At 56.6% G+C, this 23,001-nt stretch carries 14 protein-coding genes; 12 read left to right on the forward strand and 2 right to left on the reverse strand.

The window, feature by feature from the left end:
* The first annotated feature begins 3 nt into the window (after window positions 1-3).
* Genes ACP5OT_RS08505 through ACP5OT_RS08535 form a run of 7 tightly spaced genes read left to right on the forward strand, consistent with a single transcriptional unit; the run spans window position 4 to window position 8,004 of the window.
* Window positions 4-1,359 (forward strand): O-antigen ligase family protein, encoded by a 1,356-nt coding sequence (locus ACP5OT_RS08505; RefSeq protein ID WP_428131904.1) that lies wholly within the window; start codon window positions 4-6, stop codon window positions 1,357-1,359.
* Window positions 1,356-2,549, forward strand: a complete 1,194-nt coding sequence (locus ACP5OT_RS08510; protein ID WP_428112604.1) for a glycosyltransferase — start codon at window positions 1,356-1,358, stop codon at window positions 2,547-2,549. Before ACP5OT_RS08505 ends, ACP5OT_RS08510 begins: the two co-directional genes overlap by 4 nt.
* The gene (locus ACP5OT_RS08515; RefSeq protein ID WP_428112602.1) at window positions 2,546-3,358 is read left to right on the forward strand and encodes a glycosyltransferase family 2 protein; all 813 of its coding nucleotides are present in this window, start codon (window positions 2,546-2,548) and stop codon (window positions 3,356-3,358) included. Before ACP5OT_RS08510 ends, ACP5OT_RS08515 begins: the two co-directional genes overlap by 4 nt.
* A complete protein-coding gene (locus tag ACP5OT_RS08520) occupies window positions 3,280-4,512 on the forward strand; it encodes a glycosyltransferase family 4 protein (RefSeq protein ID WP_428131906.1) in 1,233 nt (410 codons plus the stop codon). Before ACP5OT_RS08515 ends, ACP5OT_RS08520 begins: the two co-directional genes overlap by 79 nt.
* A gap of 13 nt (window positions 4,513-4,525) precedes the next feature.
* Entirely contained in the window at window positions 4,526-5,377 is an 852-nt protein-coding gene (locus tag ACP5OT_RS08525) for a carbohydrate deacetylase (RefSeq protein WP_424675716.1), read from the forward strand.
* On the forward strand, window positions 5,374-6,759 hold the full coding sequence (locus ACP5OT_RS08530) for a phenylacetate--CoA ligase family protein (protein WP_424675717.1): 1,386 nt from the start codon (window positions 5,374-5,376) through the stop codon (window positions 6,757-6,759). Before ACP5OT_RS08525 ends, ACP5OT_RS08530 begins: the two co-directional genes overlap by 4 nt.
* A gap of 21 nt (window positions 6,760-6,780) precedes the next feature.
* Window positions 6,781-8,004 carry a glycosyltransferase family 4 protein gene (locus ACP5OT_RS08535; RefSeq protein WP_424675718.1) on the forward strand — a complete coding sequence of 408 codons (1,224 nt, stop codon included), beginning with the start codon at window positions 6,781-6,783 and terminating at the stop codon, window positions 8,002-8,004.
* Window positions 8,005-8,160: 156 nt separating this feature from the next.
* Here the strand turns inward: ACP5OT_RS08535 and ACP5OT_RS08540 are convergent, their stop codons facing one another.
* Together ACP5OT_RS08540 and ACP5OT_RS08545 are read right to left on the reverse strand one after the other, a co-directional pair.
* Window positions 8,161-11,256, reverse strand: coding sequence for a PAS domain-containing protein (locus ACP5OT_RS08540; RefSeq protein ID WP_428131909.1), 3,096 nt, complete (start codon window positions 11,254-11,256; stop codon window positions 8,161-8,163).
* A gap of 105 nt (window positions 11,257-11,361) precedes the next feature.
* Window positions 11,362-12,372 (reverse strand): small ribosomal subunit Rsm22 family protein, encoded by a 1,011-nt coding sequence (locus ACP5OT_RS08545; RefSeq protein ID WP_428131911.1) that lies wholly within the window; start codon window positions 12,370-12,372, stop codon window positions 11,362-11,364.
* A gap of 167 nt (window positions 12,373-12,539) precedes the next feature.
* Between ACP5OT_RS08545 and ACP5OT_RS08550 the strand changes: the two genes are divergently transcribed.
* The 5 genes from ACP5OT_RS08550 to ACP5OT_RS08570 all read left to right on the forward strand — a co-directional run bounded on the left by ACP5OT_RS08550 (window position 12,540) and on the right by ACP5OT_RS08570 (window position 22,952).
* Window positions 12,540-13,988 (forward strand): FAD-binding oxidoreductase, encoded by a 1,449-nt coding sequence (locus tag ACP5OT_RS08550; RefSeq protein WP_424675721.1) that lies wholly within the window; start codon window positions 12,540-12,542, stop codon window positions 13,986-13,988.
* Between the two features lie 4 nt (window positions 13,989-13,992).
* A complete protein-coding gene (locus tag ACP5OT_RS08555) occupies window positions 13,993-15,273 on the forward strand; it encodes an FAD-binding oxidoreductase (protein WP_424675722.1) in 1,281 nt (426 codons plus the stop codon).
* A 45-nt stretch (window positions 15,274-15,318) separates the two neighbouring features.
* A complete protein-coding gene (locus ACP5OT_RS08560) occupies window positions 15,319-17,949 on the forward strand; it encodes an FAD-binding oxidoreductase (protein ID WP_428131913.1) in 2,631 nt (876 codons plus the stop codon).
* A 13-nt stretch (window positions 17,950-17,962) separates the two neighbouring features.
* Window positions 17,963-19,360 carry a (Fe-S)-binding protein gene (locus ACP5OT_RS08565; RefSeq protein ID WP_428131916.1) on the forward strand — a complete coding sequence of 466 codons (1,398 nt, stop codon included), beginning with the start codon at window positions 17,963-17,965 and terminating at the stop codon, window positions 19,358-19,360.
* Between the two features lie 481 nt (window positions 19,361-19,841).
* Window positions 19,842-22,952, forward strand: a complete 3,111-nt coding sequence (locus ACP5OT_RS08570) for a TAT-variant-translocated molybdopterin oxidoreductase (protein WP_424675725.1) — start codon at window positions 19,842-19,844, stop codon at window positions 22,950-22,952.
* Window positions 22,953-23,001 lie beyond the last annotated feature (49 nt).

The following is a 23,001-nucleotide window of genomic DNA, read 5'->3' on the forward strand; positions in this document are numbered from 1 at the left end:
ACGATGATTGTGACCGGGTCCATCATTCTTAATCCACTTGAGCTTGCGTTACTCGGTCTCGTATGTTTGTACGCGGTTTGGCGCGGACGACCGGAGATTCCGTTGGCGATCTATCTTTCGTTTTCGCTGTGGACGCGCACGATCTTTGTGGGGCCGAGTGCGGCAACGTGGCCGTTGTTGGCAACGATAGTGGTGGCCCTGATTCGCTATTTGCACGTCGTGCGGCCATGGTCGTTGCTGCCACAGCGGCTAGATGCGACGACCGCCCAAATCTTTCCGGCAGTTGATCGCTGGATCGTACCGTGGATGGTGTTTTGGTGGGGATGGGCGCTCTTGGTACTGTTTCAGTTTAAACTGCCGGACAAAATGTCGATTGTGCGCCCGGTGTTGCTTTATATCATTGTGGGCGCAGTGGTAGCACTGATCGCGATCCGTGATGCGGCCGCAGCGCGACGGTTTGCCATTACCTATCTGTTGACAAGTGCCTACGGTTTGTATGCGGCATTGCGGTTTATCAATGTACCGCTCGATTATCTGCTCGGCGATCCCGGTTTGTCGTCGCTGCCGTATCGTAATCTTGGGATCCGCGAGTACAATTACTTTTCACATCATCTGAGTATTGCCTTCATTCTAGGTCTCGCCCTCTTCTTGCAAGCGCGTCGGTGGTGGTCGCTCATACCCACTTTAGCACTGGCACTATGGTGCATTTATGGCGTATTTCTGACCGGTGCCCGCCAGTCGTTGAGTGGCTCAGGTGTGGCAGCAGCGCTCATCTTTGGTTGGTCGCTGACCCGTACCGGTAAGAAATCGTGGCGTGTGCCATTTTCCATTGCGATTATTGTGCTCGTGGTTATGATGATTTATCAGGTAGCGCCTCATCTGGTGGTGCGAGAAGGGGAGAGTGGTCTTGAAGAATCGTTCAACATCTTCGAGGACCGCGGTGGATTGTGGCAGATCGGTCTGAACTACTTCTTTGCGTCACCGGTATGGGGTTGGGGATTTGAATACAAGCTCTGGTCGCACAATATTTTCATCGGTACGCTAGCCGATCAAGGATTGGTGGGGATGACGTTTCTCATCGGCTACCTGATCTGGGCGTTGCGACGCTTGCCAGCGATTTGGGTACAGATCCCCACCGATGATCGCGGAGTTTGGCGTATTACCTTTTTTGCCATCTTTGTCTTCGCCTTGGTGCATGGTCAAGCGTCGGGGAATACGATGGTGACGGCCCATCTACACTGGTCGTTGTGGGCGGTGTGGGCGTTGAGTACGGGCGTTGTCACGGCACCGGCCCATGCCCCGTTGCCGCTATTGGCGCGGGTACGGCCACGCACGTTACCGGCGGGGGTGCGAGCATGAGCCACGAACCACGTATCACCTTTGGTATGATCGTGCTCAACGGCGAGCCATTTTTGCGCTACAACCTGCGATCTATTTACCCGTTTGCGCACCAGATTATCGTGGCCGAGGGGGCTAGCCCACGTGCAGCGCATGCGGCTACGCCTGATGGTCATTCGCTCGATGGTACGTTGGCAGCACTCTACCGCTTCAAAGCCGAAGAAGACCCAGACGATAAGCTGATCATCGTGACCGCTGAGATGTGTGGTCATCCCAACGGGTTTTGGCCGGGTGAGAAGGACGAACAAAGTCGTGCCTACGCCGACCGGGCTACCGGTGATTGGTTGTGGCAGATCGATGTTGACGAGTTTTACCATCCGTCTGACATCGCGCGTGTGATCGCATTTTTGCAACAACATCCCGAAACGACCTGCCTGAGTTTTCGGGCCTACCATTTCTGGGGTGGGTTCGATTATTGCGCCGAGGGTGGTCTCTTCTGGCATCGTCAATATCAGGGGGAACCGTGGGGACGCTATCGGCGCGTGTTGCGCTGGCGACCGGGTTATCGCTACGATTCACACCGTCCGCCGACTATTGTCGATGAACGGGGGCGTAATATCACCCGGCGGCGAATGTATGTCGCCGATTCATTCGGGGTGTGGATGTACCACTACTACATGGTTTTTCCTCATCAATTTTCGCGTAAGGGGGCCTACTACCAAAATCAGCCGTGGGAACGCGAACGTGGCCGTTTGCAAAAGAATCTCGATCTGCTCGGCGAGGTGAATCTGACCAACGGCTTACACATTATGGATCAATACGGGACGTGCAACTGGCTGACTCGCTTTCAGGGGCAACATCCGCCGCAGATCGAAGCGTTACGTGCTGATATTGCTGCCGGGCATGTGCAGATTGAACAACGCCGGACCGATGACATTGAGCACTTGTTAGCCGATCCACGCTATCTCCAGATGGTGCGTGTCGCTGCTCGGCAGGAATGGCTGAAAGCATGGCGTAATTATCTCATCTATCTACTGTGGTGGCGTCCGCGGTCGAATCTGGTGCAATTCATCCAAGAGCAGACACCGTCGGCATTGGTGCAGCGCTTGCCGCCCGCGCTCCGACGCAAGTTTATTCCCGAGTATCGACGGCGGTATCAAGAGCAACTTCTGCGCTATCAGCGTTCAATCCGTTCAGGAGACGCAACGTGACCGAACCACTCTTCAGCATTATTACGATCACCCTCAATTGCGCCGCCGATGCCGAACGAACGGCGCGTAGTGTGTTGGCTCAGACGTTTCCCGAGGTTGAGTATTTGGTCAAAGATGGTTGCTCGACCGATGGAACACCAGAACGGTTGCGGGCGTTGGGGGTACGGGTGATTGTGTCGCCCGATAGCGGTATCTTCGATGCGATGAACCAAGGTCTCATCTATGCCCGTGGGCGTTACGTCTGCTTCCTCAATGCGGGCGATGTGTTTAGTAGCCCTCACGTGTTACACATTGTGGCCGATGCACTAGCCCGTTATGGTGAACCAGATTTTCTCTACGGTGATGTACGCTCGTTGGTCGACCATCCGTTTCTCGGTACCGGTACTAACGGTAGCGGACGCTTGATCCGTTACCCTGACCGGCTGAGTCGGTTTTGGTTATACCGCAAAATGATTTGTCACCAAGTCTGGTTTGTGCGGCGTGAGATCTATGCGGCGCAACCGTTTGCGACCGATTACCGGATTTTAGCCGATTACGCCTATCTGCTCGATATGGTATTGCACCGCCGGGTACGCTACGCCCATATCACCCACGAACTCGCCATTTTCGACGGTGGCGGGACAAGTACGCGATCGTCGCCGCGCCGTGATGCCGAGCGGGCCCGTGCGTTGGCTTCCGTCTATACGCTGTGGGAACGGTGGCTGTACGAAACCGTCTTTGGGGGAATGCGATGGCTCAACCGCACACTCATCTACCCGGTCATACCGTTGCTACCCGAACGGTTGCGCGCTCGGCTGAGCGGTCTCTGACCGGAACACACCGGATTGTCCATATTTCTACGGTGCATCAGCCGTTCGATCAGCGCATTTTTCACCGCGAATGTGCGAGTCTGGCGGCTGCCGGATATGAAACGCATCTGTTAGTGCCGTTACCGGTCACCGCCCTCGAACGGCAAGGGGTGTATTTGCACAGTGTTGGGGTGCTGGCCGACCAACGGCTGGTCTTGGCGCTCAAGCGGCGATGGCGGCGGATGCGGCAAGCGGCGCTCCTTGCTCGGCAGTTAGATGCCGCTCTGTACCATCTGCACGATCCCGAGCTGATCCCGCTCGGTCTCTGGCTCAAGGCTACCACATCGGCACGAGTGATCTTCGATTGTCACGAAAATAATACGGCGTATCTGCACCAGAAACATCACATGCATCCGGTGATGCGCAGCGGTTTGTCATGGGGGATGGCGACGTTGGAATGGCTGGCGGCTCGTACATTTGATGCGATTATCACCGCCGATCGGGGGGTGGCCGATCTGTATCTACGCCGGTTTCGTGCGCGCCGGGTGGTGACGATCCACAATTTTCCGCATCTTGATCTGTTTTTGCAACAGCCACCACCCGCCGACGACGCACCGTTCGATTTGGTGTATCACGGCACCATCCCGCGCTATCACCTTGAGGTGACCTTTGCTGTTGCCGAGGCATTGCGTCGGCGTGGTCGGCGGGCGCGCTGGCTCTTTTTCGGGAAGTGCCCGGAGGCGGCATGGGCGCAGGCCGAGATCGAACGGCGTGGCTTACAAGACGAAATCGTGCTTGATGCGAATCAGGTGCCGCACGAACAGGTGGCGACTCGCGTGCGACAGGCGAAGATCGGGTTTATTCCGCTGCCCAATCTGCCTAAGTTCCAGCACAATATCCCGACCAAGCTGTTTGAGTTTATGGCGTTGGGTATGCCGACCGTGCTTAGCAATTTACCGCCTAGCCGGCCATTTGTTGGTGATGGTCAGTGTGCCATTATGGTACCGCCCGATGATAGCGAAGCGTATGCTGATGCGATCATCCGTTTGCTCTCCGATGCGGCATTGCGGCACGCACTGGGTGCTGAGGGTCGCAGGCGGGTGATCAAGGAGTTTAATTGGCAGCGCGAGGCACAATACCTGTTAGCGTTGTATGCCGAGTTGTTAGGTTCATAGATTACGACTGCTTATGCACCATCTCATTATTACTGCCGATGATTACGGGATGTGTCCAGAAGTGAATCGGGCCATTGAGGAGTGTCTGGCTGCCGGTGCATTACGAGCGACGTGTGTGATGGCGAACATGTCGTATGATACCGATGCCGCACAACTCCGCCGAGCCTTTCCCCAAGCCTCAATCGGCATTCACTGGACCCTCACGCTTGGGAAGCCGGCCGCAGCCCCTGAACAGGTACCCGATCTGCTGGCGCCAAACGGTCAGTTTTGGCCGGCAGCGGAATTCCGGCGCCGCTGGCTCGCCCGCCGTATTTCACCGGAGCAGGTGCGCCATGAATTGCACGCTCAGTATACGCGGTTCGTCGCCGTTGCCGGCCAGCCCGATTTTTGGAATACGCACCAGAATGTACATGTGGTACCCGGTCTCTTTATGGTGGTCGTTACCCTTGCGCATGAACTGGGTATCCCGGCGATGCGCTCTCACCGTCGGATTACCGTCCCACGTCGTGGCACGGCCCTGACCTACCATCTCTCCCATCCGGTGTATTGGTTGAAGGGCCAAATCATTGCCCGCTGGGCTGCGGCAGCCGCTCGATATGGGCTGCGTATGCCTGCCGGCGTCGTGAGCACACCGGGATTTGGGCCGGGGAAGGCAGCGGTTGAACAGATCGTGCGCCAGATGACGTGGCCGCGCCACGCGCCTGCCGAGTTGGTCATTCACCCGGCCACCCGGCTGATCCCCGAACTTTTTGGGTCGTTGACCGATTCACGTCTGCGCGAGTATGAAGTCTTTCGCGATCCGATGCTCGTCAATCGCTTAGCTGCTGCCGGTGTCCAGACAACCGGCTTTGAGGTGTTGCGATGAACCTGCGTTTGCCTTCGCAACAGCAGATCTACGATACCGCCCCGCGTTGGTTACAGCGGGTGTTGGTCAATGCCGAAGCGGTACGTCGCGAGTGGTTTCGGCGTCATGGTGCGTATCAGCAGTTGGTACGCGAACACGATCCCGCGTGGTACTATCGCTCGCGTGCCGAGCAGGAATCGTGGCAGCTTGCCCAACTCAATCGCCTGTTGGCCGAAGTTCGTCGGCGGGTGCCTTTCTACCGGCATGTCTTGCCCGACCGTCCACTCACCGGGCTTGACGAACTCTCCACGTTGCCGATGCTCAGCAGAGAGCAGGTTCGGCGTGATCCGTTTGCGCTGGTCGCTACCGATCTCGACCGACGTACCCTCTGGCCACGCAAGACGAGTGGCTCTACCGGGACGCCACTGACCTTCTACCTTGACCGCGAAGCAACCCGTAACCATCAGGCTCCGGCCGATGCGATGCTGGCCGCGTTTGGGTGCCGGTTTGGTGAACCGCGTGCTCGCTTTTCGGGCGCGTATGTCGTGCCGTATACTCGCATTCAACCGCCATTCTGGATCTGGATCGACCTCTACCATCAATTACAATGCTCGGCCTACCATCTCGCACCCGAGTTTTACCCGCATTATCTCCGTGCCCTGCGCGAGCATCGGGTGGTTTATGGAACCGGCTACCCGACGGCGTGGCATCTCTTGGCGATGTACGTCCGCGAACACGGCGATCAACCGCCCCGTTTGCGGGCCATCGTTACCGATAGCGAGGGCATCTCGCTCGAACAGCAAGCTGTGGTCGAACAAGCGTTTGGCTGCCCCGTCGTACAAACCTACGGCACCGGCGAGGTGGGGCAAATCGCGTGGCAGTGTGAGCATCGCCGCTACCACGTGCTCAGTCGCGCTGCCATTGTCGAAGTCGTTGATGAGAACGGCCAACCGGTCGCTCCCGACGAGACCGGTCAAATAGTCGTGACCTCATTTGCCAGCTCAGGGACGCCGTTTATCCGGTATCAAACCGGTGATCTGGCAACGCTGGCCGCTGATGATTGTCCGTGTGGTCGGCATAGTCCGTCGTGGTTGGCGATTGAGGGCCGGATCGATGACCGGATCAAGACTCCTGATGGACGTTGGGTTGGCCGTCTGAGCCACGTAACGAAACCCGGCATCGGAATCAAAGAGAGTCAGATTGCGCAAGTAGCTCGTGATCGGATTATCATCCGTGTGGTGCCGGCCCCTGATTTTGTACCCGCCTCAATGCAAGCGGTGCTTGCAGCGGCCCAACGTTATCTTGGCCCAACGATGCGGGTTGAGTGGGAATTGGTGGAACGCTTACCCCGGACACGCGCCGGAAAGTTGCGTCACGTCGTGCGTGAAGTTCCCGACTTATAGAAATGGACGCGAGCGAGACCGATGCACATTCTCTATCTGCATCAATACTTTACTACCCGCGCTGGGAGTGGCGGAACCCGCTCGTATGAGTTTGCCCGCTATTTTGTTCACCACGGTCATCGGGTGACCATCGTGACGGCTGCCGATCCGCAGACACCGTGGACGGGCGGATGGTGGCGGCAACGTGTGGTAGACGGAATGAACGTAGTCGAGGTACGGGCCGGTGATACCGATTATCGTCGAAAGACGGCCCTTGGCTACGGTCAGCGGATGGTCGCGTTTCTCCTCTTCGCCCTTGCTAGCGTCATCGCCGTACTGCGCGTCGAACGACCCGATGTCGTCTTCGCGACCAGCACACCGCTTACCATCGGCATTCCCGGTATGATCGCTAGCCGTTGGCATCGCGTCCCACTGGTATTCGAGGTGCGCGATCTGTGGCCGGAAGCGCCGTTACAGATGGGCGCATTGCGTCATCCGGCCCTGATACTGGCTGCACGCTGGCTCGAACGCACTATCTACCGCCACTCGCGCCATATTATCGCACTCTCGCCCGGTATGCGGCAGGGCATCTTAGATACCGGCGTACCACCGGAAAAGGTTAGCGTGATTCCCAATGCCGCCGATCTTGATCTCTTCCATCCGTTACGTGATGGCCGGTGTTGGCGTGAACGACTAGGTCATCCCTCATTTCTGGCGCTCTACTTTGGCACGATGGGTGAGGCTAACGATCTACAGCAGGTGATCGAGGCTGCACGAATATTGCAGACACAAGGCCGTGACGACATCCTGATCGTGCTGGTGGGGCAAGGCCGGCAACGTCCACAGCTTGAGGACAAAACCCGTGACTACCAACTGCGCAATGTGTGTTTTCTTGATCCGTTACCCAAAACCGAGGTCGCCGATCTGGTCGCTGCCGCCGATGTCTGTCTGACCATCTTCAAAGCCATACCGGTGCTGGCAACGTGCTCACCGAACAAACTCTTCGACGCACTGGCCGCCGGTAAAGCGGTTATCGTCAACACACCAGGTTGGTTGCAACAGTTGGTCGAAACGCATCAATGTGGGCGCTATGCACGTGCCGGCGATCCCGCCGATCTAGCAGCCCAGATCACTTATTTGTGTGACCATCCGGACTTCACCCAGCATGCCGGTCAACAGGCTCGGTATCTGGCCGAGCAACAATTTGATCGCCGGCAACTGGCAGCCGCAGCACTGACTATCCTGCAAACATGCACAGCAAACTAGCAACCTCTGCGTCTTTGCGTCTTTGCGTCTTTGCGTCTTTGCGTCTTTGCGTCTTTGCGTCTTTGCGTCTTTGCGTTATATAATTCGTTCCCACCACCGTGTCGGTAAAGCGATAGATGGCTCTCCGGGGGCTCAACCGGTTACGTCCCACGCCGATCATCCCTCTAACGCCTGCTGTACCGCTACCTCTAACGAGCTGGCACGAAATGGCTTCTCAATCAGGGGTATGTCGCCGATATGCACCCCTTGCAGCGCTGCAAATCCGCTCATCAACAATACCTTAAGGGTGGGCAAAGCCTGTTGTGCCAGCTTTGCTAGCTCTTGGCCGCTCATCTCCGGCATAACGACATCGGTTAGCAACAGGTCGACCGGTTCGCTCTGTAATAACGTAAGTGCCTCAGGCCCATTGTTTGCATGCAACACGGTATAACCAAGATGGATCAGGGTATTGACCGTCATTCGCAACAGATCGGGATCGTCATCAACCACTAAAATACGTGCTTGGCGACGGGCTGTGGGTATAACCACCGGCGATTCAACCGGTGTCGTTTGTTGGGCACACGGTAAGTACAGCCGGACGGTCGTGCCGAGGTTGGAGGTAGAATAGATTTGGGCTGTCCCTCCCGATTGACGAGCAAAGCCATAGACCATCGCCAGGCCAAGACCCGTACCGCGTCCGCGTTCTTTAGTGGTAAAGAACGGTTCAAAGGCACGTTTGGCTACTTCTGGTGACATTCCGTTACCGGTATCGATAACGTCAATCACGATATAGCAGCCGGGCGCCAACATCGCCGTCAACATGACATCTTCCACAGAAACCCACTGCTCACGAACCTTGATCGTCAGTATTCCGCCCTGCGGCATCGCATCACGACTGTTGATCACCAGATTCAGCAACGCGGCCTCAAGCCCGGCGCGGTCGGCTCGTGCCGGGAGAGTGGTTTGTTCGAGCAACTCAACTTTCACGTTTGAGCCGAGCGAGACTTGGATGAGCGGCAAGAACTCCCGCAACACCTGATGCAGTTCAATTGTAGTTGGTGCGAGCGGTTGGCGGCGGGCTACCGCCAGCAAACTTTTGGTTAGTTCGGCGCCACGCAATGCCGCATGGAGCGATGCCTGGATCATCTGCTGTATATCGGGATCGTATTGCCAATCGGCTAATACCATATCGAGATTACCGATAATAATCCCAAGCAGGTTATTAAAATCATGAGCAAGCCCACCGGTGAGCAACACCAAGGCCTCAAGCTTCTGCGTTTCGTGCAGGCGTTCATCAAGTTGTTTGCGCTCGGTAACATCGCTCAGTGCCCCGATCATACGTGTCACGTTGCCGTTTGCATCGCGCAACGCTTCACCCCGCGCCAGTATCCAGCGATACCGGTTGTTGCGATGACGCATGCGGAATTCCATATGAAACGGTTCAAGACCGGCAAAATGGCGATCAAGCGCTTTCGTCACTGCCGGCCAATCCTCGGGATGAATCCGCTCGAAGAAGGTAGTGATCGTGTTTGGTAATTCATCCTTGTCAAAACCGAACAAGGCTTTCCATTGTGATGAAAGATAGGTGATCCCATTGCTAATATCCCAATCCCATACCCCATCTTGCACTGCTCGTTCGGCCAACGTGTAGCGCTCTTCACTTAGTCGTAACCGTTCCGAAATGATGTGCTGCTCAATGATCGGTCCGGCTAAGTGGCTGATAAACTGGGTGAGGATGAGGTCTTCACTCGCCGGTGACGCAGCTCGTTTCGACCACACCGTGAAGGTGCCGATGACAAGGCCACCAGTACTGAGTATCGGTTCGGCCCACAGCGTTTGAATACCGTTCGCCTGCACAGTGTTCGCAACATCATGCCAGGCCGGATGGTTGGCGAGTATCGGAATAATGATCCGTTGGCGGTTGAATAGTGGCTGCCAGCGGTTGGTCGACGCTAACAATTCGTCTGTTTCGAGAAAAGCGCGGAGCGGCGGTGGCACGCTGGCTCCGATCACACTGCTTATCGCAAGGTGTTTTGGATCGAAGAGGATAATCGCACCGTAGGTATCGGGTTGCTCTTCTTCAAACGCCTGTATCAGAATGTTCATAAGGGTTTGCAAGTTTTCACCTCCCAGTAAGCTGGTGAAGAGTTGAACCCGTAACCGCTCGTGAAACTCGAGGCGCTTTAACGCGCTTATATCGGTGTGCGTGCCGAGGAGCCTGGTCGGAGTCCCATGTTCGTCACGTTCAACAATCGAGCCGACTGATAGGATCCACCTCCAACCTCCGTTCTGCATCCGCGAGCGGTATTCAACCCGATACTCTGAAATCTTGCCGGCCAGGTAATCGAGGAAGGTTTGGTATACGGTATCTGCGTCATATGGATGCAATCGCTCACGCCACTGTTGGTTGGTCTCGCTGAAGGTAGCCGGATCGTAACCCAACATGGTCGCATATTCAGCCGTCACAACTGTCCGACCACTGCGGAGATCGAGATCGTACAATCCTTGATTAGCCGCTCGCAAGGCGAGTTCGAGCCAGTGGGCATTGATTTGCAGGGTGCGAAGACTTTCGTATTCACTAGTAACATCGGTAAAAAAGATGAAAATAAACGTTTGCCCGTTCCCGTAAGTTCCGCCCGGTGCAATATTACAATAAAATGTTGAGCGATCTTGGCACAGACAGGTAATATGAAGGAGTGGTGTTTCGTCTCCGCTGCTCATCCGCTGAAACGCATCGATGATGATCGTATGTATATCGTTCGGATGCAAATCTTCGATATACAGGTTCTGCATTTCGCCGGCAGAGTAGCCGAAGAGACGATGCATCGCTTGGTTCGACCAGCGTACCTGCCGACTACCGATTTCAACCTCAATCACGCCAGACGGAGTATGCTCGACCAGCATGCGTAGGCGATAGGTTTCACGTACCATCGCGTGTTCTTTGCGGAGTTCACGCAGCACAATGAACGGCAACCGCATGAGGTCGGTTTCGGCAACAATATCGACGATGGCCGGTTCGTGGATAAACTGCGCAGGGTGATATTCATGTGTTGGGGAGAGGATGATCAGCGGTATGCCGGTCGGTACACTGAAGCACTGGGCCGTTCGGCAGAGAATGAGCAGCGGCGGTTGCTGAGCAATCTGGACGAGCAGATCACTCGGTGTGTTGGCAAACGAGTAGTTGATCTGCGGGTAAGCGAGTAGTTGTTGAATGAGAGGTTGCCGCAACTCATCAACGGCATAGAGGAGAAGGTGGGTGCGATTGCCGGTCATGGTCCTATTCCTATTGGTAACCGAAGCGACAAATCGCACCGGGTATCTACTAGTATATCACTCACAATGATAATTGCTACCGTTTCTGCGTATAGAGACGCTAACTTAACCGTTCGTTTTGTCACTGCTAGTTGCCGATGTAAAGGCGTGATCGACGTCCCATCCATCACCCCACTCGCTCGCGCGTGCCTGTCGCCAGACTGCACCGTGCCGGCGCGTAACGGTAATGTGTTGTACCCCCTGTACCGTACAGACTTGCAGTTCGATGTGCCCACTATGAATAAGCGGGTGACGGACGATCCGCCCACGAGTTGATGGTGTACCCTGCCGGGCGGCGATCAGGTACGAAAACTTTTCATCCTCAAACGGCGCCGTTGCACCTTTCAAACGACGTTGAAAGGCCGGCCGTGCAATGCGTTGGGCGAAGTGGCACCAGTCGTGCTGTTCGGCCAACGGGCAGGCTGCGGTATGAGGGCACGGCGCTACGATCGGAATATCACGCTTTATCAACTCATCCCGAATACTCAGAATGGTCGTATGACCGGTCGGTGTGCCTGGTTCGATAAAGATCAAAGCACCTTTCGTGGCTTTCCAAAGCCGACTAAGCAAGGTCAGGCGCATTGACGGCTCAATTTCACCATACACATAACTCGCTACAACCAAGTCGCTCTCCGGTAACCGTTCGATGGTGAGCACATCACTACGCTGCCATGTCACCGTCGGTAAACCGGCCCCGGCCATCAGTTGTTCGCCGATTCGCGCCATCGCCAACTGACGTTCAATCGCAATCACACGTTGCAGTGACGGCCACTGTTCGGCGGCAGCCCAAATTGCTGCACCACTGCCTGCTCCAACGTCCAGCATCTTCGTTGGCGCAAACGTCGGTTGCGCTTCGGCCAAACGGCGAAAAACGGCACGCACGGCCGCGTAGGTAGCCGGCATACGCCATGCCGCATACGCAACCGCTTCGAGCGGTGTGGTGATCGGTGGAGCTTGGCCGGTGCTTAACTCACGGTAGCGCGTCGAGAGTGCGATAGCTGTTTGCTCCAGTGCTGTCGCCGGTTGGCCGGCTACCATTCGCTCGAGTGATCGTTGGAGGATTGGTGGCAATTGCATAGGTACTTTTTCTCGCTACTGCTTTGCTCAACCTTGCTATTGTACCGGTACGTGCAACAATAACTCGCTATTTCAAATTATGGTATACTACAAGTATATTATCCACTTCTAAAAGAACTTCCTATCGAAACACCTCAAGAGCGGCTTGGTAGCCGCAGGAGTGCGGAATGAACCGTGCTGAACTAATTGCAGAGCTTGAGCGCATCCTCGGTCCGCGCGGTGTGGTAACCAACCCCGATGCCCTGCTGACGTATGATGCCGACGGGTGCGTGATGGATACCCACGAGCCGCACGTCGTCACTCTCCCGACCAGCGCCGAGCAAGTGGCGGCGATTGTCCGGCTGGCTGGCCGTGCCGGTATGCCGATTGTACCGCGTGGCGCCGGTACTGGGTTGGCCGGTGGGGCGACGCCGATGCAGGGGGGGATTGTCATCTCCACGGCCCGCATGGATAAGATTTTACAGGTTGATACGGCCAATGGGCGCGTGCTCTGCCAGCCCGGAGTTATTAATTGGGAATTGTCACAATATCTCAAGCCGTTTGGATATCAGTTCGCCCCCGATCCTTCTTCCCAAAAAGCATGCACAATTGGTGGGAATATCGCTAACAATTCCGGCGGTCCGCACTGTCTGAAGTATGGTATAACTGCCAGCCACGTGCTCGCCGTGCAAGTTGTCTTACCCGATGGTGCGATTGTGTGGACGGGGGATGGTAGTGTCCATACACCCGGCTACGATTTAACCGGCGTGATCACCGGTTCGGAAGGAACCATCGGCTTTGTCACCGCAGCATGGCTGCGCTTGACTCGTCTGCCGGAAGCGGTGCGGGTGGTGTTGGCCCTCTTCCCCGATATTGCCGGTGCCTCCAATACCGTCTCACAGGTGATCGCCAGTGGTTTGCTGCCTGCTGCACTGGAGATTATGGATCGACTGGCGATTAAGGCGGTCAACGATATGTATAAGTTGGGTTTGCCTGAAGCTGCCGGAGCTGCCTTGCTCATCGAGGTCGATGGGGTTGAAGATGGTCTTGATGAGCTGCTGCATGATATTACCGCCATCTGCTGGCGCAATGGGGCGATAGATGTACGACCTGCGCGCACATCGGCTGAACAAAATCAGGTGTGGGCCGCACGTAAGAATGCTTTCGGGGCGATGGGTCGTCTCGCGCCAACTTATTATCTGGTTGATACTGTTGTACCGCGTACAAAGCTACCGCAAACGATGGATGAAGTGGGCCGGATTTCACGCGAGTTCCGCTTACCGATTGCTAATGTCTTTCACGCCGGCGATGGTAACCTGCATCCGATTATCCTCTTCGACCGTCGCGATCGTTCGCAGAATCAGCGCGCGCTCGAGGCGGCGACCAGTGTTATGAAAGTGAGTATCGATTTCGGTGGCGTGATAAGTGGTGAACATGGGATTGGGGTCGAGAAGCAAGATTATATGACGTTGCTCTTTACAACCGAGGATTTGGCTGCGATGGCTGGTCTTCACCAGAGTTTTGATCCTCACGATCTGTTTAATCCCGGTAAGGTCTTCCCGAAGGGTCGTGGTTGTGGTGAATTGGCCGCTCTCCGGCGTGCGGGTATTGCCTGGAGTACGTTGAAAACGAGTTAATCGCATGAAGCTCGCATCGTTGCAAACCGATTTGGCCGCGATCTGCGGTGAAGATTATATCTGTGAACAACCCGCCGATCGCCAGATTTATGGTCAAACGCCGCTCTTGGCAGTTGCCCCCGGCTCCATTGATGAGTTATCCCAGACGGTAGCCCGCCTCGCTGCGGAACCATTGGCGATGGTGCCATGGGGTGGTGGTACCCAGCAATCATGGGGGCGTCCGCCTAATCGTCCATTTGTGGTGATTGAAACCCATCGTCTGCACCGCATTCTTGATTATACGCCGGATGATTTGACCATTTCGGTTGAGGCCGGTCTGACCTTAGGTGCGTTGAGTGCAGCGTTGGCCGAGAATCGGCAGATGTTGCCGCTCGATGCGCCATTGCCTGATCGAGCAACCATCGGTGGTTTGTTGGCAACAGCGATGGATGGCCCGCGTCGGCTCGGCTATGGCTCGGCCCGCGATCTACTGATCGGGATCAAGGTTGTCGAAGCGACCGGTCGAGTGTCGAAAGCCGGCGGTATGGTGGTTAAGAATGTGAGCGGCTTCGATATGATGAAGCTGTATTTGGGGAGTTTTGGTACGCTGGCAATTATCGCATCGGCCAACTTTAAGTTAATTCCGCAACCACGTGCCGCGGCAAGTATTCTATGTCGAGCTGCAACTCCGGCGCCGTTGTGGAAAGTAGCCAATGCCATTGCTGTAAGCCAACTGACACCGGTAGCCGTTGAGTATGTCGAAGGAGTAGCGGTAACCGGTGCATCGTATGCTTTAGCGGTGCGTACTGAGGGGTTGCCGGCAGCGGTCGAGCGTCATGTGCGTGATGTGAGGGCCTTTGCCACCCAATTCGGTGTGAGCGCTGAGCCAATGCGCGATGCCGAACACGAGCAACTGTGGGCTGCGCTTAATGATGTGCCGCAAACGGCACTCGTCGCCGCCGATGAGCTGGTTGTCCGTGTTACCTGCCTCCCCGCCAATCTGAGTACGATCCTGACGGAAGCACGCACTGCGGCGCAACACGCTGATCTCCCTTTCCAAAGCACGGCTCGGTCGCTGAACGGCGTAGCCTATCTGCGGGTGCGTGGTCCACATCCTGCTTTGCGAGAATGGTACACTGCGTTGCTCAACGCTGCCCCTCAGATGACACTGCTGGCTGCACCGCTGTCGTTGGTCGCTGAATTACCGGCGTTCGGTTCGCATGTGCCCAATCGCGAATTGATGCAACGGATTAAACAAGAGTTTGATCCGACGCATCTGCTGAATCCGGGGCGATTTGTGGTCTAGTTCTTTCCGGTAACGGGCCGGTCTGTACAAAAGGAGTTCGCCGCAGTGACGACAACTGCTGCTCCAACTGCATTGGTTGAAGAGCTACGCGCCGTGCTCGGCGCAGAAGCAGTGCTGACGACGCCGGAGTCGTTGCTGACCTACGACTCCGATGGCAGTATGATCGTTTCCCATCCACCGGATATTGTCGTGTTACCGACCACTGCCGAACAGGTTGCAGAAGCGGTGCGGTTGGCTAATCGTGCCGGCTTGGCAATCGTAGCGCGTGGCGCCGGTACCGGGATTGCCGGTGGCGCCGTGCCGCTGCGTGGTGGGTTGATGATCAGTACGGCGCGCATGGATAAAATCCTTGCCGTTGATACTCGTTCGCGATTGGCCGTCGTTCAGCCCGGCGTTGTCAATGCCGATCTCAATGCCTATCTCGCGCCACTTGGCTACCAATTTGCCCCCGATCCCTCTTCGCAACGGGCCAGTACCATCGGTGGTAATATCGCAACGAATGCCGGTGGTCCGCACTGTCTGAAGTACGGGGTGACGAGTAATTACGTGTTGGCAGTCGAAGTGGTCGATCACGCTGGTTCTCGTTACTGGACTGGTGATGGTGTGCTCGATCAGTCCGGTTACGATCTAACCGGCCTCATGACCGGCAGTGAAGGAACGTTGGGGATTGTGACGGCTGCTATTGTGCGCCTGACACCGCTGCCTGAAGCGGTGCGCGTGGTATTGGCCCTCTTTCCATCGGTCGTGGCTGCGGCTGCGGCAGTCAGTGCCGTGATTGCCGCCGGTTCGTTGCCGACGTCGCTGGAAGTGATGGATCACAATGCGATCCGCGCCGTCAATAGTGCCTATAGTTTGGGCTTGCCGGAAACGACCGGCACGACGGCCCTCATTATCGAGGTAGATGGTGTCGAAGATGGATTAGACGATCAGCTCGATCAGATTATCGCGATTTGTCGTGACCACGGCGCGTTTGATTTGCGTCCGGCCCGGGATCCGGCGACGCAGGCGCGGGTATGGACCGCACGCAAGTCGGTGGCGGGTGCCATTGGTCGCCTTGCGCCGGCGTACTATCTCGTTGATACGGTGGTACCGCGCACAAAGCTACCGTTGATGATGGAGCATGTCGAGCGGTTGCGGGCCGAGTATGGTATGGAGGTGTGTAACGTTTTTCACGCCGGTGATGGGAATCTCCACCCGCTCGTGCTCTACGATCCGCGTGATCCGGATCAGCGTCGGCGTGCGCACGATATTGCTGCCGGTGTGCTCGAACTTAGTATTGCCAATGGGGGCGTAGTCAGCGGTGAGCACGGTATTGGCCTGGAGAAGTGCGAATACATGCCACGCTTTTTCTCACCCGCCGAGTTGCAATTGCACGCGACAATTCATCAGGTGTTCAATCCAACCGGCTGTTTCAACCCGGCCAAGATCTTTCCCGCCGATACCACACCAGCAGCGTTGGCCGCCGCGCGTGCCGAGCGGTTGCAACGGTGTGATCCGGCACACGGCGCTGCTGCACCTGAACCCGGGGCATTCGTTGCACCGGAAACGCCGGCCGCTGCCGCAGTGCTGATGAAGGCTTGCTATCACGCCGGCTTGTCGGTAATCCCAACCGGTGGAACCACGGCGCGTTCGCCCCAGGCTGTGACGATCTCAACGAAGGAGTGGCACGGCCCTCTCGTGTACGAACCGGATGATCTCACTATTAAGGTGGCTGCCGGTACGACGTTGGCCGAGTTGCAAGCCTTGCTCGCGCCGCATAATCAGATGTTGCCTCTCGATGTGGCCGATCTACACCGGAGCATCGGTAGCTTAGTTGCCACCGCTGCCGATGGTCCGCGCCGACTGGGCTATGGCGCGCTTCGCGATTGGGTGTTAGCACTCGATGTACTCGAACCAGATGGTGAGCCGGTGCGCCTCGGTGCCCAGGTAGTCAAGAATGTGACCGGCTACGATCTGGTTAAGCTCTATACCGGCAGCTATGGCACCCTCGGTCTGATGACGGCAGTGGCCTTGAAGGTCTTTCCACAACCGCCTGCCGGTGCGACGGCCATTATGAAGATGCCGACAAGCGTTGCTGCGTGTACACTGATCGATGATCTGGCCGCAACTCGTTTGTTGCCTACGGCTGTTGAATACCTTGCCGATGCGGGTGCTATCGTGGTCGCCGTGCGTGCTGAGGGTCATCCCGCTGCCGTTGAGCGTCATATGCAAGAGGTGACAGAACTCGCCCACCGGCATAATGGGGTATGGACGGTGGTGGCCGGCGCTGATGAAACAAGCTTCTGGCAGCAGACGGTTGCCCGCTATGGGGTGGTGACCGATCAGGCGTTGTTGCGGCTTAGCGTTTGGCCATCCCGTTTCGCTGCTACCCTCCAGACAATCGAACAAGCCGCGTGCCACCAACACGTAGAGGTTGCGCTTACGGCACACGCGCTCAGTGGGATCATCTATCTGCGGGTGATCGGCGAGCCGGCGGCGATAGCTGCATATCATGCTGAGTTGTACCGTACAATTCCCCATACCCGTCTCCTTGTTACACCACCGCACTTCGTGCCGCAGGTGCCGGTATGGCCTCTATCGCCAACCACGCTCAACCGTATCCGTGCGCTAAAAGTAGCAATTGATCCGCATAACACGCTGAATCCAACTGCCGTTTGGTTTGCCAATCGTACCTAGAGGAGAAATACCTGTGACCGTGACTCACTCATCACCAGCGTCAGCGCAGCCGGTTATTCCCCTGATCGGCTTTAGCGTCAAAGATAAGCCAAGCTCTGACATTATTAACACCTGTGTTCACTGCGGGTTGTGCCTTTCGTCGTGTCCGACCTACCGCGAGACGGGTTTGGAAATGGCGTCGCCGCGTGGACGCATTTACCTGATGAAAGCGGTTGACGAAGGGCGGATTAGCCTTGCCAGCCCGGTTTTTCAAGAGCAGATGAGCCTCTGTCTCAATTGTCGAGCCTGTGAGGCGGTATGTCCTTCAGGGGTACAGTACGGTGCAATCCTTGAAGCGAGCCGTGCGCAGATCGAGCAGGCCCGTGCCGGTAAAGCCGGACCCGCAGCGGTACCGGGTGCGCCGGAGCCGAAGTTGCCATCGCGACCACTCTGGCAGCGCGCGTTGCGTAGTGCTGTGTTTGGGGTGTTGTTCAAGCGGATGGAAGTGTTTCGTCTCTTCTCAACGATGATGCGCCTGTACCAGCGGAGTGGCGTACAGTGGGCGGCCCGCAAGAGTGGCATCCTCAAACTATTGCGGTTGGCCGACACAGAAGCGATGTTACCACCGATCAGCGACCACTATATCGTACCGAACGGGCAAATCTTGCCTGCGGAGGGTGAACGGCGCTACAGTGTTGCACTGCTTACCGGCTGCATTATGAGTACGGCATTTGCGCACGTCCACGAAGCGACGATTCGCGTCCTGCGCAAGAATGGTTGTGAGGTGATCATCCCGCCAGACCAAGGCTGTTGTGGGGCGCTGCATACACATGGTGGCGATCTTGATGGTGGACGTGAGTTGGCACGGCGTAATATTGCCGCATTTGAAGGTTTGGGGGTAGATGCGATCATCGTAAATGCCGCCGGTTGTGGCAGTACGATGAAAGAGTACGGCCATCTGTTGCACGATGATCCGGAGTGGCGTGTGCGCGCTGAACGCTTCAGTGCCAAAGTCAAAGATGTGCATGAATTTCTTGCCGGGATTGACTTCAACCGCGCGGCCCTGGGTCGTCTCGATCTCACCGTCACCTATCAAGAACCGTGTCACCTGGTGCATGCCCAGCGTATTAGCGCGCAACCTCGCACACTGCTGACCGCCATCCCCGGCCTGAAGTTAAAAGAGATGCCCGAGTCGTCGTTGTGCTGCGGCAGCGCGGGGATTTATAACATCACCCAGCCTGACATGGCGATGAGTCTCGGCGCCCGTAAAATTGATAATGCCCTCACCACCGGCGCCGAAATTATCGCGACGGCCAATCCTGGCTGCGCGTTGCAGTTGGCCGGTGAGCTGCGCCGGCGCGGCAAAGAGGTCCAAGTGCGCTATATTATCGAATTGCTTGATGAGTCGTATCGAAGATCGGTAGTTGCCTGACAATCTCGATAAGTCATTTCTAACAGCCCTGTGCAGCCCTTACCGGTCCTGCACAGGGCTTGTTCATGTTGCTTGTCTGTCTCAAGGTATGCTACTATAATTGCACCAAGCGGCACAAAGAATGCGCCGATACCGTTTCGCTAGGATTGCAGCTAAACCACTACGCGCTCGATGAGGAGATATTTGCTGCCGTACCGGTGTATCTACCGTCCAGAACGGCTTATCAATTCGATTGTGCCAATCCTGGCAGCCGGTTTGTCGCGATGACAAGCGTGTACGTGTAGTCGTAAACCTATTCCGTTATGGGAGAAAGCAAGGTTGGCTATTCCTACTCGCTACCAAACCTAGATGCAAAAAGTATGGAATCGGCTGCATTGCCCCGGTTGTCATCGAGTATAATCGGACGCAGAAAAATGTGCCTAAAATCACAAGTTTGTGAGCGGGTTATTGGATCCGCCCTATATCTAGTCTGGCCACGCCAATGAGTGAGATCAACCTTCACCCTGCCGCGCCCGAAATCGAGGCCGTGCGCGCCCAATTACAACAGGCGCGAGGCAAACAGTTCTGGCGTTCGCTCGATCAGTTGGTCGATACGCCGGCCTTTCGCGAGTTGATTGCCCGCGAGTTCCCGCAGGGCGCGAGCGAGCTGGCCGATCCGGTATCGCGCCGAACCTTTCTCAAGCTGATGGGAGCGTCGCTAGCGCTGGCCGGTCTCTCCGGCTGTACCGTTGCGTTCAAACAGCCGCAAGAAAAGGTGGCTCCCTTTGCCCGCGCACCGCGCGATCAGATTCCGGGCATTCCGAACTATTACGCCACTGCTGTCATGCTTGATGGGTTCGCTCTCGGGGTTACGGTCAAGAGTAACGAAGGACGCCCAACGAAGATCGAGGGGAATCCGGCCCATCCGGCAAGCCTCGGTGCGACTGATGCCTTCGCACAAGCTGAGTTGTTGGCACTTTACGATCCCGATCGACCCGAAACGGTACGTCGGTTCGGTTTGCTGAGTACGTGGGAGGCGTTTGTTACTGCAATTAACGAAACCTTGCAGGTGCAACGGACATTGCAGGGCCAAGGGTTGCGGTTGTTGACGCCAACCATTACCTCGCCCACCTTACGGGCCCAGATAGCCGAACTATTGACCAACTTCCCGGCAGCACGCTGGATTCAGTACGATCCGGTAGGTCGCAGCAATACCTACGCCGGTGCAGCATTGGCGTTCGGGGCTCCGTATGAGCCACGTTATAACTTCGCCGAGGCTGAGGTTGTTTTGGCGCTCGATGCCGATTTCGTGAGCGAAGGCCCTGGTCGGGTACGCTATGCGCGCGATCTGATGCAACGCCGCCGAGTGCGCGCCGAAACAACCACGATGAGTCGGTTGTACGTCGCCGAACCGGTCTTCTCACCGACCGGTGCCATTGCCGATCACCGCTTGGCGATCCGGGCCGGTCTGGTCGGTCAGTTGGCTGCTGCTATCGCCAATGAGTTAGGGGTGACAGCGGTAGCACCGGCGACCGGCCTGAACGAGGTTCAGCAGAAGTGGGTGGCGACCGTCGCTGCCGATCTACGTCGTGCCGGCTCACGGGCAGTTGTCGTGGTGGGCGAGGCACAGCCGCCGGTTGTGCATGCCATTGCCCATGCGATCAATGTGCAGCTCGGTGCTGTGGGGACAACGGTTGAGTTGACCGAACCGGTTGCCCAACCCGCCGATCCGCAGGATTTGGTGACCCTAACTGAAGAGTTACGGGCCGGTCGTGTTGAGCTGTTGGTTATTATTGATAGCAACCCTGTCTTTACGGCACCGGCTGATCTTAACTTTGCCGAGGCGATGAAGCAGGCAAAGCAAAGTGTGGTGCTGAACCCTTACGAAGACGAGACGGCAGCTCAGGCCACGTGGTTTATCCCATTGTCCCATCCCCTCGAGTCGTGGTCAGATGCCCGTGCATACGATGGTACCGTGAGCATTATTCAGCCGCTCATTCGCCCCCTCTATAGCTCACGTACCGCTCACGAATTGCTGGCTGTCCTGAACGGCGCCATCGGAACGACAGATTACGACAGTGTCCGCACGTACTGGCAGCAGCAAACCGGCCTTGACGATGCTGCTTTTGATGATTTCTTCAAGCGTGCATTAAGCACTGGTGTGATCGAGGGAACACGCTTAGAGCCGGTCGATGTGTCGTTGGTCGACGGGGTGCAGTTACAGGCACCGCCACCTACGACTAGCTTGGAATTGTTGTTCCGACCCGATCCGGCGATCTGGGATGGGCGTTTTGCCAACAACGGCTGGCTCCAGGAATTGCCGCGTCCAATGACAAAATTGACGTGGGACAACGCGGCATTGGTGAGTCCGCGCACAGCCATCCGGTTGCTCAACCTACCGTTTGACCCGGCCAGTTTGGCTGCACCCGGTCGAGCACGCGATCAGGCACTCGAACGCCTTACCGGTGAGAACGGTCGCATGATCGATATCACGACGCCGGCGGGGACGTTGCGCATGCCCATCTGGATTGTCCCCGGTCACGCCGACGATACGATTACGGTGACGCTGGGCTATGGCCGTACCCATGGCGGGCGAGTGGCCGAAGGCGCTGGGTTCAATGTCTATCGCCTGCGCCAGAGCGCCAATCCGTGGCTAGTGGCCGGTGTGAGCGCAACCGCTGTGAACGAGCGTTATCTGCTGGTCAGCACCCAAGATCACTGGACACTCGAAGGGCGTGATGTGGTGCGCGCCGGCGAGTTTGCCCGCTTCAAGGAAGACCCGAAGTATATCGCCAAAGAGGTCTATGCTGAGAAGTACGGGTCACCGGAACGGAAGCCGCAATATCAATCACTGCTCCCCGGTTTCGACTACAGCACCGGCAATCAGTGGGGGATGGTCATCGACCTCTCGGCGTGTATCGGTTGCAATGCGTGTGTAGTTGCCTGCCAGGCTGAAAACAACATTCCGATTGTCGGTAAAAACGAAGTGGCTCGCGGGCGCGAGATGCACTGGATCCGGATTGATCGCTATTACGCCGGTGAAGATCTCGACAACCCAGAAGCGTACTTAATGCCGATGACCTGTGCTCACTGTGAACAGGCACCCTGCGAGTTGGTCTGCCCGGTGGCGGCTACCGTCCACGATGCCGAGGGCATTAACAATATGGTGTACAACCGCTGTGTCGGTACGAAGTACTGCTCGAACAACTGTCCGTTCAAGGTTCGCCGGTTCAACTTCTTGCAGTACAGCGACCTGACCACCGAGAGCCTCAAGCTCATGCGCAACCCACAAGTGACGGTACGCAACCGTGGTGTGATGGAGAAGTGCAGCTACTGTGTACAGCGGATCAGTGCAGCTCGGATCAAGGCGAAGGTTGAGGGCAACCGCCCCATCCGTGATGGTGAAGTCGTAACCGCTTGTCAGCAGGTTTGCCCGACCGAGGCTATCATATTCGGCAACATCAACGATCCCAATAGTCGGGTAGCACAGCTCAAGCAGCAGCCGCACAACTACACCGTATTCGACGAATTGAATCTCAAGCCGCGCACAAGCTATCTGGCGCGGGTGCGTAACCCCGAAGAATCACTCGATGGTGGTCACAGTGCAGGGTAGCAGCAGAGGCCGGTCGGCAGATGACCGGCCAGTGCTAGAAACGAGAAGC

The sequence above is a fragment of the Chloroflexus sp. genome (assembly GCF_049970315.1).
Lineage (GTDB): Bacteria > Chloroflexota > Chloroflexia > Chloroflexales > Chloroflexaceae > Chloroflexus.